The organism is Mycolicibacterium iranicum, assembly GCF_002101705.1.
Lineage (GTDB): Bacteria > Actinomycetota > Actinomycetes > Mycobacteriales > Mycobacteriaceae > Mycobacterium > Mycobacterium iranicum.
Map to the genome: position 1 here is coordinate 244,903 of NZ_LQPC01000020.1, position 16,457 is coordinate 261,359.

Here is a 16,457-nt window from a genome sequence, read left to right on the forward strand (position 1 = left end):
GTCTACCCGCGCACCCATAGGTCACCGCGGTCGACTCGCAGCGGCAGTTGTTCCAACTGGGCGCCGGGGGCGCTCAGGCATTCGCCCGAGGTGGCGTCGTAAGAGAATCCGTGCCACGGACACGTCAGCGTGCCGGCATCGACGTCGAGGATCGCATTGTCCAATGGCAGGCCCTGATGCGCGCATTCATTGCGATACGCCGCCAACCGGTGGTCGATGCTGACGATGATCACGTCCGCCGAACCCTGCGGCGTAGTCAGTTGTGCCCGCGTCAAACCGCCGTCGGCGACCTCTGCGGCCGGCCCGACCCGCGCCCAGCCGTCGGCGCTGGGATCCCGTCCGACGCGCCCGGTCATGAGCGACCCGACCGGAATCAGCGTGGGTGTCGGCTCATTCGGCAACACCTCGACGGCGGTGATCGACGGCACCCCCTCGATGAGGGCGCCCTCGACCATGTTTCGCAAGGTGACCGAGGACATCGAGCAGCCGTTGCAGGCACCCTCCAGCCGAACGTAGGCCGTTCCGTCGTCGACGCGCACCAACGTGACATCACCGCCGTGGCTGTGCAATTGCGGGCGCACCGCCGCGAGAACCCGGTTCGCGTGCGTGACCGGGTCCGGCCGGACGATTCCGTGGATCGAAAGAAGTAGATGCACCACGGGTTCGTCGACGAGTTCGTACAGCACGGCGCGAGTCGCGGGATCCTCTCGAAGACGCCGAACGATGGTCACCAGTCCGGCCCGGTGCACAGCTTCGACCGCGGCTTTGACCTCTTCGGCGACCGCCCGCGACGTCGGGTCCAGCCCCGCGAGCGCGGTGACCGCCTCGTCGACTCGACGAGCCAGCTCGTCGAAATCCCCACCGGTGTCGACCGATTCCGGTACGACGGCGGTCATGACTGCGGACCGTCCTCGCCGGTGCGCAACAGCGTCACCTGGCGGGCGATCTCGTCGAGCACATCTCGAACCGCGCGCATCGAGTCGTGGTCGTGCTGCTCCTCGAACAGGTAGCGCGCCTCGTACAGCTTCGCCTTCGCCTGGTCGAACATCCCGAGGTGCGCCAGCGCGTTGCCCTGATTGGCCAGCACCCGCGCGCGGCCCAGCGGGTCGGCCGCCCGGTCACGGGTCTCCAGGACGGCCTCGTAGAGCTCGACGGCTTCGAGAAGGTTGTCGGCCTGATGGCTGGACGGGGTGTAAACCAGCGAGTTCGCGAGATTCAGTTGCACGCTGGCCCACTGCTGCGGGAACTGCTCGCGGGTGTAGACCTTGAGGGCCGATCGCAGGGACTGCGCCGCGACGCCGAGCCGCAACTGCCCGGAGGCCTCCGCCATCGGCATCGTCAGATAGGCGGCCGCCAGGTTGGCGTGCGCGGCCGCCCACAGCAACGGCGCCTCGTCGCGCAGAACGAGCGCAAGCGCCGAGTGATAGTGCGGCACAGACTTGTTCAACATCTGCGGCTGGGCATCGGCACGCTCGTGCAGCAGCCCGGCCAGGTTCAGGTGCAGTTCGGCGCGGGCAATTCGCAAGCCGTCGGCATTCTCGAGCAGGGTCAGGGCCGCCTCGAAGCGCTGCTCTGCCGACGGGTCGCCGCAGTCCCGGCAGACGGAGGCGGCCGCCCCGGTCAGGACGCCCCGCAGTGCCGGCGATTCGTCGCCTGCCTCACGCGCACCTCGATCCAGCAGGGTGATCGCGGCGCCCGGATTCCCCTCGGCCAATGCGTGGCTGGCCTGCAGCGCCAGCACCGTCGCCGCCAGCTCGCCGTCGGACGTGCCCAGGTCCGGCGGGGCGTCGGTGCGGCCGACCACGAAGAGCACCACGTCGACGAGCACGCCGAACTCACCGAGCACGTGCCGCAGGTCGTCGGCGTCGTCGCCGTCGGGGTCCAGTACGAACCGGTTGTACCGCGTCACCGGGTCACTGCCGGTGAGCTCGGCCAGGGCGGAGTCCCGGTCACCGGCAAGGGCGTACGCATGCGCCAACAGTGCGGGCGGCCACTGCGCCGGAGCCCTTCCCGCGAGCAGGGCCGAGCGGACCTCCTCGGTGTGGTCGCCGGCCGGGATCAACAGGTAACCCATCGGCAGCGGGAAGGCACCCAGCGGCTGCGGCCGAACGGCGAGGCTCACCTCGGTGTCGGTGTTCAGGGCGGTCATGCGCTCATCCGTTCCGTGGCGCGCGCAGCTCGCGTTCGGCGGCGCGTTTGATCAGCCGGGCAGACAGTTCGGCCCGCGCTCGGGTGGCATGGGTGTCGATTCGCTTGCGGACCACCCCGTCGGCGAACACGACGACGATGTCGACCGCCCATCGGCCGCGTTCGGGCACCACGAAGGTCTCCACGCCCAGGGCCTCGTCGGCGCAGCTGTCCTTGCTGACGGCGGTCTTGGGTCGTGGGGTGCGGGGCCTCGGCTCCTCTGTCATCAGCATCACCGCTCGACTGCCAGGGGTATCCGCAACGCGGCCTGCGCGTCATCCCAGAACGCCGCGTACCGGCCGCGCAGGGGGCGGTCGGCGAGAATTTCGCGGACCAACAGTGACCGATCACCGGCCGGGTTGCGTTGTTTGAGCAGCAGCCCGCCGCTTCGGGGGCCCTGTAACGGGATCAGCCACAGCTCGTCGCCGCGCACCGCCGCCACCAGCGCATCGGAGGGAAACCTTCCGGCCGCGAGGTCCGCGTCGAGGCGCAGGTACCCGTCGTCAGTGATTTCGACGACGGCGTCGTCGGCGGGACGCGGCCGCAACGGCTGCAGGTATTCCGACTCGACATGGCCGATCACCTCTTCCATCGCGGTGCGCACCGGTTCGGAAAGCTCGGCCCCGAGCTCGACGTCGAGCGCTTCGACCAGGAATACGGTGATGTCGGACGGACACTCCTCGCCGAGCGCCCATCGGGCGAACGCGATCGCGTTGTCCCAGCGGAACGAGTGGCTGTGCAGGCCGTCAAGGGGAGGCAGCTCGGCCAACTCCTCGCCGGGCACCTTGAAGATCGTGCCCGGCCGGGAACCGGTGGCCGCAGCGTCGATGATCACCACGCGCCGCGCGCCGCGCATCTGGAAGGCGACGTCCATCCCGGCGGTGCCGCCGTCGACGAGACGGGCTCCGTCAGGGACGCCGCGCTCCCAGAGGTGGCGTACCAGTACCGGGCCGACACCGTCGTCGCCCCGGAGCAGATTGCCGCAGCCCACCACCAGCACCTCGCAGCCGGTCGGTCCGAGGTCGAGCGGTTGCGGGGCACGACTGACACCCAAGGTCACACCATTCCGTTGATCACGAACTGCGACAGCTGTTTTCCACTCTTGCCGTCATAGGCGTGCACTGTGCAGACCAGACACGAGTCGAAGCTGCGCGCGACGTGGCCGAGCTCCACCGGATCCTCGGGATCGACGATGGGTGAACCGACGAGCGCCCGCTCGATCGGGCCGAGAACGTCCTCGCCGTCACGCGGTCCGATGTTCCATGCCGTCGGGGTCACGACCTGATAGTTCTTGATCTTGTTGTCCTCGATGACAATCCAGTCGGCCAGCGCACCGCGGGCCGCCTCGGTGGCACCGAATCCTCTACCTTCTGCGTACTCGGTGGGTTTGGTGTAGAAGCTCTCCTTCAGGTCGAGCTGGTCGAGCCACGTGCGCGCCCACCGGTAGTACTTGGGGGCTTCGTGCATTCGGGCCAGCTGGCGCACCAGCACACTGGGCCCGATATTGGCCATGATGTCGGCGAACAGCGGGTCGTTGTCCTGATGCGGCGCGGCGTTCGGCCCGGCCGCAGCTATCCGGCGCGCCAACGGGCCGGCCTCCAAAGGAAGATGGCCCAGATCCCCTACCGCGTAGCGCGGAGATTTCGCCCAGCTGTACTTGCCCTGCTTCCTGCCGGCCTCGGGGTCGATCGGGATGGTCTCCCCCTCGAAGGGGTGCAGCGGGCGGGAGCCCTCGTAGAACGAATGGGTGGTGTCCTCCCGCACATTCGCCTGGTCGAACTCGTACCACTGTCCCTTCGCGTACACGCCGGACCGGCCGATGAGCGCAGCGTTACGGCCCTCGATGGTCGGGTTCTCGTACAGCGCGGGATCGAAATAGGTTCCCGTGGCGATGTAGTTGCCGACGCCCTGCCCGTACTTGTCCAGCCCCACGTCGAGGCAGTAGCGGATGAAAAAGCCGCAATCGCTGTTGTATTGCGACTCGTTCTCGTCGATCCACTCCAGGACGTCGTCCCAGGTCTTGTTCTCCAGCCAGCGCTCGACACTGCCACCCAGCCACTGCTTTTCGAGCCAGTTGTCCTTCCAGTGCTCCAGGATGGCGGTCGCCCGGGTGACGTCGGACAGCGTGGGGGCGCTCATCACTCCGCCGGGCACCATGAAGCTGGAATGGGGCCACTGACCGCCGAAGATCGCATAAACCTCGACCGGCTTGGCCGAAAGTACTACACCCGGTTGATAACTCGTTCCCACGTACGGCGCAAATCGGCGCACGGCCTCGTCGTAGAGCGCGGACTTCGCGTAGTTCTTGTTGGTAAGATCGATCGCGAACAGGGCGTAGAAGTAGCGGGGAATGGACTGCAGGGTCTCTGCGGCCTGACAGATGTTGCGGATCAACGTGGCATTGGGCGGCATATGGGTACGCCAGGCGGTGTCGAGGGCGTACGCCGACTTGTACAGATGGCTACCGCCGCAGATTCCGCAGATGCGAGGGCAGACTATGAGACCGGCCTGCGGGTCCTTGCCACGAAGGATGATCTCGAAGCCGCGGAACATCGCCGCCTCGGTCCAGGCCGAGGTGACGACGCCGTCATCGATGGTGACGCGGACGTCGAGGTCACCCTCGACGCGGCCCAGCGGGCTGACGTAGAGGTCTAGCGCGGTCATGAATGGTCCTCTCGGAGATGCGGATTGACGGTGCTGACGGGACTCACCCGCTAGACCACGAACATGTCTTCCTTGGACCACTGCGGTGCGGCAATCCGCGCCGCAGCGGCGTGCGCCATGTATGTCAGGTGGTCGGTACCTTCGGGCACTTCCTTCGGGATCATCCCGCTGACCTTCTGGGTCTTGAAGACGGTGCCGGGCGCCAGGTCGAAGTGCGGGAATTCCGGTTCGGTGCACCCCAGGCATGGCATGCCCGCGCGGGTCTTCGACGACTGCCTGTTCCACAGAATCCTGTTGCACGGCGAGTGCGTCATCGGTCCGCGGCAACCGAACTCGTAGAACAGGCAGCCGGTGCGCGTGCCCTCACCGAACGACATCGTGGATTGCTTGTACTCGAAGAATTGCACTCGGGTACAACCGGTTTGGGTGAATGTCTTGAAGAACGTCTCGGGTCGGTGCAGATCGTCGAGGGTGATGTCACCGGCCCTTCCCGTGGCCAGCGCCACCAGGATCTGGGTTATCCAGTCAGGGTGTGCGGGGCAGCCGGGGATGTTGATGACCGGCAGCCCCATTTTGGACCGGAAGTCCGGCCCGAGGTATCCGCCCCTGTCACGCTTGTGGAATTGCAGGCCGGTGGATCCCGACGGGTTGGGTTCCATCGCCGGGATTCCGCCGAAGCAGGCGCAGTCGCCGATCGCCACCACGATCTGGGCGGCGGCGGCCAGATCATCGACCCAGTCCTTCATCGGACGGTCGGCGAAGATGTCCATGCGCCCGGTGCCGTTGGGGGCTTCGATGACGGTGCCCTCGAACACGAAGATGTCCAGGGGGCGTTCACCACTCACGCAGTCCCAGAACAGCTTCTGGGCATTCTTGCCGAGCTCGAGACCGAGCGACGGATGCCAGAGCAGATCGAGTCCGAAGTCGACGATCAGGTCGACGACGTTCGGTTCGTCTGCGTTGAGGAAAGACATGGTGTTCCCGCTGCACGCACCGCCCTGGAACCAGAGAACGGAAGCCATCGGAACTCCTCTCGCATGCGACGAATGCCGTGTGGCGGTCGCGTATTTGTTTGTGGTGGGCTGCTTGTGAAGCGTTTCGAGCTAGTCGGGTAGTTGGCGTCCGAATGCGCGCGCGACGTGGATGAGGAATCCGAGCCCGCGATTGATGTCTTTGTCCTTGCTGACCCGCCACAGTCCGAACAGGCCCTTCGGCCGCCCGGGATCGGATTGCGCGGCGAGTTCCCCTTCCACGAGCGCGGCGCCGATGTCGGCGAGTACCTCGGCGGCCCGGGGGTCGGCCAGTGGGGAATGCAGAAGTTTGTTCAGCACCGGCATCGTGTCGACGAGGGCCCTGGTCAGGCCTGCCAGGCTCACCACGAGCGACGCCACATCGACCGACCCGAACTCGGCCCTGGCCCTGTCCAGACCGGGTAGCGACGTCGCGGGTCCACGCAGCTCGCCCACCGCCGAGGCCAGGGTTTCGCTGATCTCGTCGCCGCGCCGGACCATCCCGTCGAGTCCGGCGAGCAGCACCGCGAGCAGATCTGCGTGATCGAGCAGGGAGTTCAACGACGCGGCTACCGCGGGATCGTCGAGGCGCTCGCGAAGAAGGTCTGCCGGCGATGCCTCGACCACATGACCGTTTGCCACCAGGCGACCTCCTGCGCTGAACCGGATGCGGTGCACCCGGGACGGCCCGAGCTTCCGAAGGGCTGGCGGAAACTGTGGCCGCAATCACAAGCTAGCGACCAGGTCGCGACATGCCTATCGCTTTCGCGCAACAGCTGTCAGGATTGCGAAGACTTCAGCGCGCTGGTGCGCGCACAGGTGTCAGGAGGCTTGCGTGTTCGCCGCGAACGACTCGGGTCAGGCTTCGTCGCCACCCCGGACGTGTGCGGCCAGTCTGATCAGCTCGAACCGATGTCACGGCTGACTCGCCTGGGCTACATCGACGTCCGCCGCACCACAAAACCAGTCCGGCGGAAGGTGCGGTCGCGCGGTGTGCCGCCTGCTCTGGCGGACCACGAGATCTTCTACTCCGAGAACCCGGCGGAAGCAGCGCGTCTCATGGGCAAGGCGCTGGCCCCGCTGAGCCTGACAGTGGAACCATTGGGGGCGGCCAAGTTTGCTGCGACCATGCACGGCGTTCGGCTGCGCAACGTCAGCATGCTATACCTCGATGCGCACGTAGCAGTAACCGTCGACATTCCGGCACTCGGTCAGTACTTCGCGGTACACATGCCGATGAACGGACGCGCCATCGTCGAGCACCGCGGACGGACGTTCGAGGCCAACACCTTGCACGCGCTGGTGACCACGCCCGGGGTTCCGCTGCGCATCACGCTCGACGACGACTCGCCCCAGTTGCTGATCCGCATCGAGGAGCGCGCGATGGCAGCACACCTGACCAGGCTGCTCGGGCGCAGGCTCAACCGGCCACTGGCCTTCGAACCGGAATTCGATCTGGCGACCGAAGCTGCCATGCGGTGGCACACCGCGGTGCAGTTGATTCACACCGAGGTCTTCCATCCGGGCTCCTTGATACAACGCGGGCAGGGCATCGGCGCCGTTGAGGAACTGGTGATGAGCAGTCTGCTTCAGCTTCAGCCGTCGAATTATCACGAGGAGCTGCTGCCGCCACCGCGGCCTGACCAACGGCGCGCAGTGGTTCAGAACGCGATGAACTACGTCGACGACCATCTCGCCGAGCGCCTCACGATGGAGGCGATCGCCAGGGCGGTGCACATGAGCGTGCGGTCGATCCAGCAGGGCTTCCGCGAGGAACTCGGCATCACCCCGATGACATACGTCCGGGAGCGCAGGCTCGAACGCGTCCACGAGGAATTGACCGACGCCATCCCGTCCGACGGCGTCACGGTGACCGCGGTCGCCGAGCGGTGGGGCTTCCACCATCTGGGCAGTTTCGCCGTCGAGTACCGCAAGCGATGGGGCGAGGCACCGTCGGAGACGCTACGGAGGTAGTGCGTCGCCGGAGTCGGCTTCCCCGTCGGCGGGGGTCGCCACCAACGCGGCGGCACCCACCAGACCGGCATCGCCGCCGAGTTCGGCAGGCTTGACCTGAAGGCCGCGAATGAAGTCGAGCCCCAGATACGTTGTGAGTGCGTCGCGCAGCGGATCGAACAGCAGCGCACCCGCTTTCGCGACCCCACCTCCGACGACGACGAGATCGAGGTCGCACACCGCGGCCACCGACGCGATCATCCGCGCGATCGCGTCAGCGCCCCGAACGAACGCCCGCACCGCCAACTCGTCACCGCGTACGGCGGCCTCGGCGAGCTCTTTGGCGTCCGCCCCGGGCGGCGCGGCCCAGCCGTGCGCGCGGGCCCACTGCGCCAAATGCGGCCCCGACGCGACGGTCTCGACGCATCCCCGCCCGCCGCAGGTGCAGTGCGCACCATCCGGTTCGACGACGACGTGACCGACGTGACCCGCATTGCCGGTGCGGCCGTGGAACGGCCTACCGTCGAGAACCAGGCCGCCCCCGATACCCGTCGACACCACCATCCCGAGCATGAAGCGGGCACCGCGGCCCGCACCCCGCCAACGCTCCCCGAGCGCCATGCACAGCCCGTCGCCGCCAAGGCGCACCGGCAGCCCGGTGGCGTCGGCCACCCGTTCGACGATCGGGAAGTGCATCCACTCGGTGATGTTGATCGGGCTGACGGTCCCGTTCGGGACGTCGATGGGGCCGGCCGAGGCGATGCCGACTGCTGCGACCGGCCGGTCTGCCGCGGCCATCGTGTCGGACAGCAGCGCCGCTGCCACGCCCCAGACCGTCTCGGCGTCACCGTCGGGCGTGGGCTGCTGGGAGCGGTGTACGAGGGTGCCGCCGGCGTCGACGAGTCCCGCGGCGATCTTGGTGCCGCCGACGTCGAGCGCCAGGATCAGCGCGCTCATCAGTACTTTCGCTTCTTCGCGCAAGCGCTCATCAGTGCCCTCGCTTCTTCGCGCAAGCGCTCATCAGTGCCCTCGCTTCTTCGCGCAAGCGCTCATCAGTGCCTGTGGGTGTTGTCGGGCTGGCGCGGATCGCCCGGATGCTCGAAACCGTCGGCCAGCGTGACGAGTTCGGCGCAGCGGGCGTCGAGCCATCGGCGGTACTGCCGGCGCCGGGCCGCGGCCAGCAGGTGCGCGGCGATATCGGCGCGCACGTCCTCGAGATCGGGGGAGGTCGCGGCGCGCCGCCAGCCTCCTGCGACCGCTTGGGCCCGCGCGAATCTGTCCGGGTTCCGTGCGTGAAAGGCGGTCACCTCGTCGTCACTGATCCCGACGTCCGCCGTGACCGCCGCGAACACTGCCCGGCCGTGCGGATCGGCCAGCGTGGCCGCCGCGACGCTGCCCATCTCCATGCGCGCGACGGCGTCCGGCAGCAGCTCGGCTTCCGTCGGCACGGCACCGTCGGCGCCGTCGCTGGCGGCGACCACCCGCTCGGTCACCAGAACCTGTGTAAGCCAACGGCGTAGCTGCCTGGCTTCGCTCGTGCCGGGCCGAGGAAGCGCGTGCTCCCGACCCCCGGCGCGAAGCTCGCGCTCGCGGGCATCGACCTCGGCGACCGTGACGACGTCGGTGCCGACGTAGGCTGCCACGCCGCTCATGGCTGCACCACCGCGACCGTGACCGCCTGCGAGTACACCAGCTCCCCGGCGCAGGCCACCCGGATCAGTGCCCACCACTGCCCCGGCTCCGTCCACTCGGGCGGAGCCACGTCGAAGGTCAGCTCAACCGTGCCTCGCGCGGGGACGATCGCTCCGGAGATGTTGGGGCTCAGCCACTCCCACGTCCCCCACGGCGAGATCAGGTGCGCTTCGACGGTGAGGTCGGCATAGGCGTCCGTGGCCACTTCGACGCCGAGCTGCGCGGTCTCCCCGGCGGCGACCTCGACCGCGACCGGCTCCCGCACGAGTCTGAGCAGGCGGTCGTCGTGGTCGCCCACCGAGATGACCGCAACGTCCTCGACCGTCTGATGCCACGACGCCGGAATGGCGCCTCCGGTGGCGGCCAACTCGGCGAGCACCGGATACAACCCCGGTGAAGTCGATGCGGGAACGCCCACGTCGACCGTCGATTCCAGGTAGTCGCCAGGCGGGAGGACGAACGGCAGTTCGGTCACACCGAGATCCCAGCCCGCGGGCGCAACGATCCGCACCCTGCCGTGCAACGCGGTGTCGGTGGCATCACTGGCGGCGGTGAGCCGCAACGTGACCACCTCGTCGCCCCTGCTCTCCAGCCGATGCGGATGCAGATGCGCCACCGCGGGCAGGCCGCCCAGTGGGGCGTGGCCCCGGTTGTGCAGCCAGTACCTCGCATAGAGCGGCTGCACAGGCTCGGCCTCCGGACCGAGCGCGACCTGTTCCGCATCGAGCACTCGCGGGAGATTGAGTTCCGCTCGCAGCGTGGCTATCTCGTAGCCGCCCAGGCTCGTGTGCGGCGAGTCCGCATCGCGTGGATTCTCGACCAGATCAAGCCGCCGCGGCGCGGAGATGTGCCGCAGACCCGACTGCACCGAGACGTCCGTGGCGCGGCCCAGTGTTTCCACGACGCGGACGGTGACACCGCCTGCGGGACCCGCGTGCCCCGCGCTGCCCCGCGCGGTCGGATTGCCGAAGGCTTTGAGCGCCCCCACCCGCACGGCCCGTTCCGGCTGCACCTCCAGCAGCGATCCCCACCGTGGCAGCCCGCCGCGCCCCGGATCGTGGTGTGCGGCGACAGCGACCAGGGGCTGGTTGAATTCCGCACTGCGCGAGGGTATCTGGGCATCTCGCCAATCGCCGGGCGCGGACACGACGGCGTAATCGAAGCTGTGGGTCCAGTGCTGCAACTGGAAATTGGATCCGTCGGGATGGGTGCGTCGCGGCGGATCGATCCAGGTGCCGGACGGCCATCCAGTACACGACTGCATCAGCGAGGCGTGCAGCGTGCCGTCGGCTTCGACGGCGAATCCGGGCACGCCGCGATTGATCACCGCCACCGTGCGTGATTCAAAGGGCGCGTCGGAATCCTGGTCGACGTAGATCTCCGCGTCGGCGAGGTCATGGATCAACGAAGCGACAGCTTCCGAGCCGACGACGAGCACCGGCAGAGCCGACGGATCGCGAAGGTCGGCCCCCGGGCGCCACACCTCCTGCAACGGCCGCGCTGCGGGGACCCATGCCCGTGCCTGCGGATCGACAGCACCGAATACCGTTTCTGCAAACGCATTGTCGCCCAAGCTGATCCGTACGTCCGGGAGGTTCGAGTCGACGGACAGGTCACCGTAGCGAGGTGCGTGCGCCGCGGAACAGGTGGCCGTGACACCCACCCGTGCCAGTGCGGCGACGAGTTCGCGGACCGCAGGTTCCGCCCCGGTCGGCGAGATCACCTCGGCGACCGAGATGGCGCGTGCGGCACCGCAGCGGAAGCGCACCCGCAGCGCCGATGACAGGCCGAACCAGCCGTACGCGGGGTTGTCCAGGGTGTAGGGAAAGACCGCTGTGTCAACGGATTCGGGTGAGTCGGGTTGATGCAGCAGCGCGAAGCCCCGTCCGATCACCGCGTCGCCGACCTCGCTGACGGGCATCGCACCGGGCACCGGACACGGCCACCGCAGGCGCAACAACCGGTCGGCTCCGGTGAAGTCGTCGACGGTGGTGCGGCAGTCCACCCGGTCGACGCCCCGCCACAGCGTGAGCGTCTGCGTGTATCGCAGCACGCCCGGGATCGAGCCGGTGACGACGATGCGTTCCCCGAGTTCGCTGCGGTATGCGCGCACCGCCGTCGCCGGATTCTGCGAGGAGGTGACGACGGGCCCCTTCGGCAGCAGGTGCCAGGGCCCTTCTCCCGCCGTGGGGTGGGCGGGGTATTCCTCGTAGACGGCGAGCTCGTTACCGATCCGCCCCTCGGCGATCAGTTCGCGCCCGCCCGCCGACAGCGAGCTCACCCCGCCGCCGCTGGCCGCGTCGACACGTAGTCGGTAGTGCTCGTTGGCGATCTCGTCGCCGTCCACCGGCTCCCAGGTCGGCGCCGAACCGTCCGGGATCAGCCGGTAGGACTGCCATCCCAGCGACGGCACGTCAGCGGCCAGCCAGGTCAGCGAACGTCCGCCGTGCTCGGCAACGAGCGCAACCTCGTTGCCGTCGGGGTCGAGCACCCGGCCGCTGAACGGCTTGTCCAGATGCACTGTGACGACGTCGGAACGACGGTGCGACAACGGGTTCCACACCACGACCGAGGCGTCCACCGCGCTCGACAGCAGTGTCAGGGCACGATCGCGGGTCTGATGACCCAGCTGCCAGGAGTCGCGCCATCCGGTGAGCAGATCGAGGTAGACCTGGTCTGACTCCGATCCGGTGATTGCGTCGTGGTGGGCGCCGTAGGCCAGCTGCACCCACGATTTGGCCAGCGCGGCCTCCGGATAGGTGGCCCCGGTGAGCAGGCTTGCGAACACCGCGAACTGCTCGGCCTCCAGAGTCAGGTTCTCCGCTGCGCGGTTGGCCTGTTTGGTGTCGATGTAGGAGACATCCTTACCGGTGTAGATCGGGTTCATGTCCCGGGTCTGCGGCGACGCGGAACCGCCGCGATCGTCGAGCTCGGCGCGCACCGCTGCGAAGAATTCGCGCGGCAGCGCACAGATGAAGCGTGGCCACGTGTAGCGGGCGTTCCAGTCGCGGTGGATGTCGGTGACCCACTTGTTCGGCGGCGTGTAGTCGGTGCCGACGGGCAGCAGCACGTTGCGGGTCAGCGCAACCTTCTTCAAGTTGGTGAACAGCTCGTAGGTCTGCTGCTCGGCCTCCTCCAGGGAGGCTGAGGAATCCATCCACCAGCCCGGCGCGTAGTGGGCGGGCATGTAGTGCGTCAGCAGTCCGCGCCCGGACGGCGCCATCCACTCGAATTCACTGGCGAACTGCATGCGCTCGGGGTCGCCGGGCCGCCCGTTCTCCGACGCCATCGGCCCCCACTGATGATGCGGCCCGCGCGCCCACGAGCTCGACGTCAGCCCGGCATCGGCGGCCATCCCGGGGAACTGTGGGTCGTGCCCGAAGACGTCGAGCTGCCACGCGGTGGCCGGGTCGGCGCCCATGACGTCACGCTGAAACCCGATGCCGTGCACGAAGTTCCGGATCGCAGTCTCGGGTCCCGTCAGGTTCGTGTTGGGCTCGTTGTAGGTGCCGCCCATGATCTCCACGCGGCCCTCAGCGATCAGCCTGCGCAGATCGGCCCGCTCCCACGGGTGGGTGTCCCAGAACGGTTTGAGATAGTCCACCTCGGCCAGCACGAACTTGTATTCGGGTTCCCTCCTTGCCATTTCGAGGTGGGCCCGCACGAGCTCGAACCCGTTGGTCTGGCGGCAGCGGCCCTGCGGTGCCTCGGTCCACAGACTGGTGTAGGCCGCCTGGGTGTTCCACCACACCGGGTCGTAGTGAAAGTGGCTGATCATGAACATCGTCCACCCGGGTTCGGCGTCGACGAAGCCGAACTCCGCCGAGCCCTCACCCGCCACGGCGACAGCCGCGCGCCGCTGTCCCGGAATCGGATCGGTGACGCCGACCGCGACTTCGACGGCGCCGTCGCCCGGTGCAGCGAGGTGCTCACCCGCGGTGTGCAGGCCCGGCCCGTCGACGCGCACCACCGTCGAAGCCGAACAGCCGCGGTAACCCACCCGAACCACCTGCGTCAACGCATCCGGTGGCCCGATGAAGAGCTCCGTCGACTCGGCGGAGGTGATGAACACCTCCGCACCCTACGGCCTCAGCCGGCCACCGCGCGGGCGATCCGGCCGGCGACAGTACGCACGGCGGCGACGACCTCGGGCGGTTCGAGCACCTCGAAGTCGCACCCCGGCATGGCCAGCCACGGCACCATCCGCTCGGGATCGTCTGCGCCCGTGGTGACGATGCAGGTATCGGGCCCGTCGGCTTCGATGTGCACCGAAGCGGTCGGAAACACCTGCGCGACAACGTCGGACGGCGCAAAGTACCGGACCCGCGCCACATAGGGATACGGTGAGGACGAGATCGCTCTGCGCACATACGACGCCGCGTCGGGCGCCTCGCGCGGCGTGAACGTCGTTCCGGCCACCCGGACCTGCGCCATCCGGTCCAGCCGGAGGCTGCGCCAGTCGTCGCGGTCTCGGTCGAAACACATCAGATACCACCGTCGGCCGGTCGTCACCAACTGGTAGGGCTCCAGCCGGCGCTGCGTCACGGTGCCGCGGATGTCGGTGTAGGTGGCGCTCACGTGCTCGTGGTCCCGGCTGGCCCTCGCCAGCGTCATCAGCACATCGGGTTCGACCGGGGTGTCCGTCGCGGCGCCCAGCGTCACCGTCGCGTCGTGCAGCGCCGTCACCTGCGACCGCAGCCGTGCGGGCATGACCTGATCGAGCTTGCTCAGCGCGCGCAGCGCCGACTCCCCGACGCCCGCCACGCTGCCGCCGGCAGCCACCCGCAGGCAGACCGCCATCGCGACGGCCTCGTCGGGATCGAGCAGCAGCGGTGGCAGCGCCGCGCCGGCTCCGAGCTGGTATCCGCCGCCGTGACCGGTGCTCGCGTGCACCGGATAGCCGAGTTCACGCAACCGGTCGACGTCCCGGCGAACACTTCGGGTGGTAACGCCGAGCCGATCGGCCAGCTCCTCGCCGCTCCAAACGCGGCGAGACTGCAGCAGACCGAGAAGTTGCAGCACCCGGCCGGTGGTTTCCGACATGTTCAACAGTCTGCCGCAGTTTTAGGACAGAAACTGTCCTCAATGGGTGGAAGAGTGGTCGGCATGAGCAACCCACTGACCACTGAGCTGGCGGAGCAGCTCGACTGGCACTGGAGCAACCAGCTGCGGCCGAGACTGGAGGGGCTCACCGACGACGAGTACTTCTGGGAACCGGTGCCCGGATGCTGGACCGTTCACCGCGACGGCAGGATCGACTTCGCCGTCCCGGCGCCGCAGCCAGAACCGGTGACCACCATCGCCTGGCGCCTCGCGCACGTCATCGTGGGCGTCCTCGCGATGCGCACGCACTCGCACTTCGGCGGGCCGCCCGCGGACTATCAGTCATGGCCGTATGCCACGGACGCCGGCAGCGCACTCGCGCAGCTCGACGAGGCGTACGACGGATGGCTGACCGGTGTCCGCAGCCTCGACAACGACGAACTCGCACAACCGTGCGGGCCGGCAGAAGGGCCGTACGCCGACAAACCGATGAGCACGTTGGTACTGCACATCAGTCGAGAGGTGATCCACCACGGGGCCGAAATCGCCTTGCTCCGTGATCTTTACGCCCACTCCACCAATCCTGCGAAAGGAATCTGAAACCATGGCCGCAATGCCTCCGCCGATTGTCGACGAGCGCGCCGGACTCAAGGAATACGTGAAGGCGCAGCAGTACGCATTCCACGCGATCGCGTTCGGACTCACCGACGAGCAGGCGCGGTCCGCGCCCTCGGTCAGCACACTGTCGATCGGTGGCCTGATCAAGCACGTCACACACTGTCAGCGGGGCTGGATGGAGAGGGTCGCCGCGGCACCCCACCTGCCTCAGGCTGACCCGCGTCCGATGGACGACCAGGCGGCCGAATACGAAGACCAGTTCGTGATGCGCGAGGACGAGACGCTCGCCGACGTGCTCGCCGCGTTCGACCGCCAGAACGCGGAAACGCTGCAATTGGTGGACACGGCCGATCTCGGTGCGGCCGTACCGATTCCACAGGATGTGCCGTGGTTTCCCAAAGACGTTCCCGCATGGTCGGTGCGCTGGGTGTTCTTCCACATGATCGAAGAGCTCGCCCGCCACGCCGGCCAGGGCGACATCATCCGCGAGACCATCGACGGAGCAACACTCTACGAACTGCTCGCCGGGCTGGAGGGATGGCCCGAGACGGAGTGGCTCAAGCCGTTCACCGCGGCCAACACCTGAGAAATGCCTCAGCGCAACACAAGTCGCAGGGCGTAGTCGACGACGGCGTCGAGATCGTCGCCGAGGCTGCCCGTCAGCCACTGCTGGGCCAGCTCGGCCATCGCACCGGTGTACATCGCGGCGCCCACGAGGGCGGCGACGGGATCCGAGCCGGGCTGCAGCCGCCACCCCTCGGTGAGGACCGCTTCTCTGAGCAGGTCCTGGGTGGCGGCGCGGCGCGCGATCAGGACGGGGTTGGATCGCGCGTCGGTGAACAGCACGCGGCCTCGGCGGGGATCGACGGAGCTGAAGTGCAGCACTGCGGCCATGCCGGCGCGCGTCCGGGCGCGCAGGGAGTCCTCGGCCCGCGCCATGGCGGCTTCGACGGCCTCCGCGAGCTCCGCGCTGACCCGGTCGTACACCGCGCCAAGCAGCTGATCGGTGTCGGAGAAGCTTTCGTAGAAGTAGCGGGTGTTGAGTCCGCATTCCCGCGATACCGAACGCACCGACAGCGCGGCTTCACCGCCGTCTCCGAAGAGTCGATAGGCGGCGTCGATCAGAAGCGCGCGGCGTTCGGCACGTCGGTCGGTCAGCGGGACACCCGCCCATCTGGTCGGACTCGACGTCGCACCGGACATCGCTACAGCGTAGGCAATTGCTGTTCAGATCTGGCCACATCCGTAGCCAAAGGCTATTCTGGTAACACCCGTGACCAGTTTGGAGGC

At 67.9% G+C, this 16,457-nt stretch carries 15 protein-coding genes; 3 read left to right on the plus strand and 12 right to left on the minus strand.

Annotation, left to right across the window (positions count from 1 at the left end):
* Positions 1–2: 2 nt before the first annotated feature.
* The 7 genes from AWC12_RS06285 to AWC12_RS06315 form a co-directional block, all read right to left on the minus strand.
* Positions 3–896: a NifU family protein gene (locus tag AWC12_RS06285; RefSeq protein ID WP_085173010.1), complete on the minus strand. Its 894-nt coding sequence runs from the start codon at positions 894–896 to the stop codon at positions 3–5.
* Positions 893–2,149 carry a tetratricopeptide repeat protein gene (locus tag AWC12_RS06290; protein WP_085173012.1) on the minus strand — a complete coding sequence of 419 codons (1,257 nt, stop codon included), beginning with the start codon at positions 2,147–2,149 and terminating at the stop codon, positions 893–895. The genes AWC12_RS06285 and AWC12_RS06290 overlap by 4 nt, the downstream gene beginning before the upstream one ends.
* Positions 2,150–2,153: 4 nt before the next feature.
* Positions 2,154–2,414: a hypothetical protein gene (locus AWC12_RS06295; protein WP_110808581.1), complete on the minus strand. Its 261-nt coding sequence runs from the start codon at positions 2,412–2,414 to the stop codon at positions 2,154–2,156.
* Between the two features lie 5 nt (positions 2,415–2,419).
* Positions 2,420–3,181 carry a hydrogenase maturation protease gene (locus AWC12_RS06300; RefSeq protein WP_085173131.1) on the minus strand — a complete coding sequence of 254 codons (762 nt, stop codon included), beginning with the start codon at positions 3,179–3,181 and terminating at the stop codon, positions 2,420–2,422.
* A gap of 62 nt (positions 3,182–3,243) precedes the next feature.
* Positions 3,244–4,851 carry a nickel-dependent hydrogenase large subunit gene (locus AWC12_RS06305; protein ID WP_085173013.1) on the minus strand — a complete coding sequence of 536 codons (1,608 nt, stop codon included), beginning with the start codon at positions 4,849–4,851 and terminating at the stop codon, positions 3,244–3,246.
* Between the two features lie 50 nt (positions 4,852–4,901).
* Complete coding sequence (locus tag AWC12_RS06310; RefSeq protein ID WP_024444662.1) at positions 4,902–5,873, minus strand: NADH-quinone oxidoreductase subunit B family protein; 972 nt, start codon at positions 5,871–5,873, stop codon at positions 4,902–4,904.
* 81 nt (positions 5,874–5,954) lie between these two features.
* Positions 5,955–6,503: a DUF1641 domain-containing protein gene (locus AWC12_RS06315; RefSeq protein ID WP_234813844.1), complete on the minus strand. Its 549-nt coding sequence runs from the start codon at positions 6,501–6,503 to the stop codon at positions 5,955–5,957.
* Positions 6,504–6,773: 270 nt separating this feature from the next.
* Here AWC12_RS06315 and AWC12_RS06320 point away from each other — a divergent pair, with 270 nt between their 5' ends.
* The gene (locus tag AWC12_RS06320) at positions 6,774–7,835 is read left to right on the plus strand and encodes an AraC family transcriptional regulator (protein ID WP_085173132.1); all 1,062 of its coding nucleotides are present in this window, start codon (positions 6,774–6,776) and stop codon (positions 7,833–7,835) included.
* Here AWC12_RS06320 and AWC12_RS06325 read toward each other — a convergent pair.
* The 4 genes from AWC12_RS06325 to AWC12_RS06340 form a co-directional block, all read right to left on the minus strand.
* Positions 7,824–8,771 (minus strand): ROK family protein, encoded by a 948-nt coding sequence (locus AWC12_RS06325; protein ID WP_085173015.1) that lies wholly within the window; start codon positions 8,769–8,771, stop codon positions 7,824–7,826. The two genes, AWC12_RS06320 and AWC12_RS06325, sit on opposite strands and share 12 nt — an antisense overlap.
* A 95-nt stretch (positions 8,772–8,866) precedes the next feature.
* Positions 8,867–9,466, minus strand: coding sequence for a DUF7158 domain-containing protein (locus AWC12_RS06330; RefSeq protein WP_024444658.1), 600 nt, complete (start codon positions 9,464–9,466; stop codon positions 8,867–8,869).
* Positions 9,463–13,578, minus strand: coding sequence for a glycoside hydrolase family 38 N-terminal domain-containing protein (locus tag AWC12_RS06335; protein WP_085173017.1), 4,116 nt, complete (start codon positions 13,576–13,578; stop codon positions 9,463–9,465). The genes AWC12_RS06330 and AWC12_RS06335 overlap by 4 nt, the downstream gene beginning before the upstream one ends.
* Positions 13,579–13,595: 17 nt before the next feature.
* Positions 13,596–14,549: a helix-turn-helix transcriptional regulator gene (locus AWC12_RS06340; RefSeq protein WP_024444656.1), complete on the minus strand. Its 954-nt coding sequence runs from the start codon at positions 14,547–14,549 to the stop codon at positions 13,596–13,598.
* A 63-nt stretch (positions 14,550–14,612) separates the two neighbouring features.
* Here AWC12_RS06340 and AWC12_RS06345 point away from each other — a divergent pair, with 63 nt between their 5' ends.
* A complete protein-coding gene (locus AWC12_RS06345; protein ID WP_024444655.1) occupies positions 14,613–15,149 on the plus strand; it encodes a DinB family protein in 537 nt (178 codons plus the stop codon).
* 4 nt (positions 15,150–15,153) lie between these two features.
* Positions 15,154–15,753, plus strand: a complete 600-nt coding sequence (locus tag AWC12_RS06350) for a DinB family protein (RefSeq protein ID WP_085173019.1) — start codon at positions 15,154–15,156, stop codon at positions 15,751–15,753.
* Between the two features lie 8 nt (positions 15,754–15,761).
* Here the strand turns inward: AWC12_RS06350 and AWC12_RS06355 are convergent, their stop codons facing one another.
* Positions 15,762–16,370, minus strand: coding sequence for a TetR/AcrR family transcriptional regulator (locus AWC12_RS06355; protein WP_085173020.1), 609 nt, complete (start codon positions 16,368–16,370; stop codon positions 15,762–15,764).
* Between the last annotated feature and the right edge of the window lie 87 nt (positions 16,371–16,457).

What these genes read in the sequence shown, in the direction of transcription:
- AWC12_RS06285 (WP_085173010.1), bottom strand. Translation starts at nt 896, where the DNA reads ATGACCGCCGTCGTACCGGAATCGGTCGACACCGGTGGGGATTTCGAC.
- AWC12_RS06290 (WP_085173012.1), bottom strand. Translation starts at nt 2,149, where the DNA reads ATGACCGCCCTGAACACCGACACCGAGGTGAGCCTCGCCGTTCGGCCG.
- AWC12_RS06295 (WP_110808581.1), bottom strand. Translation starts at nt 2,414, where the DNA reads ATGACAGAGGAGCCGAGGCCCCGCACCCCACGACCCAAGACCGCCGTC.
- AWC12_RS06305 (WP_085173013.1), bottom strand. Translation starts at nt 4,851, where the DNA reads ATGACCGCGCTAGACCTCTACGTCAGCCCGCTGGGCCGCGTCGAGGGT.
- AWC12_RS06310 (WP_024444662.1), bottom strand. Translation starts at nt 5,873, where the DNA reads ATGGCTTCCGTTCTCTGGTTCCAGGGCGGTGCGTGCAGCGGGAACACC.
- AWC12_RS06320 (WP_085173132.1), top strand. Translation starts at nt 6,774, where the DNA reads ATGTCACGGCTGACTCGCCTGGGCTACATCGACGTCCGCCGCACCACA.
- AWC12_RS06325 (WP_085173015.1), bottom strand. Translation starts at nt 8,771, where the DNA reads ATGAGCGCGCTGATCCTGGCGCTCGACGTCGGCGGCACCAAGATCGCC.
- AWC12_RS06330 (WP_024444658.1), bottom strand. Translation starts at nt 9,466, where the DNA reads ATGAGCGGCGTGGCAGCCTACGTCGGCACCGACGTCGTCACGGTCGCC.
- AWC12_RS06340 (WP_024444656.1), bottom strand. Translation starts at nt 14,549, where the DNA reads ATGTCGGAAACCACCGGCCGGGTGCTGCAACTTCTCGGTCTGCTGCAG.
- AWC12_RS06345 (WP_024444655.1), top strand. Translation starts at nt 14,613, where the DNA reads ATGAGCAACCCACTGACCACTGAGCTGGCGGAGCAGCTCGACTGGCAC.
- AWC12_RS06350 (WP_085173019.1), top strand. Translation starts at nt 15,154, where the DNA reads ATGGCCGCAATGCCTCCGCCGATTGTCGACGAGCGCGCCGGACTCAAG.
- AWC12_RS06355 (WP_085173020.1), bottom strand. Translation starts at nt 16,370, where the DNA reads ATGTCCGGTGCGACGTCGAGTCCGACCAGATGGGCGGGTGTCCCGCTG.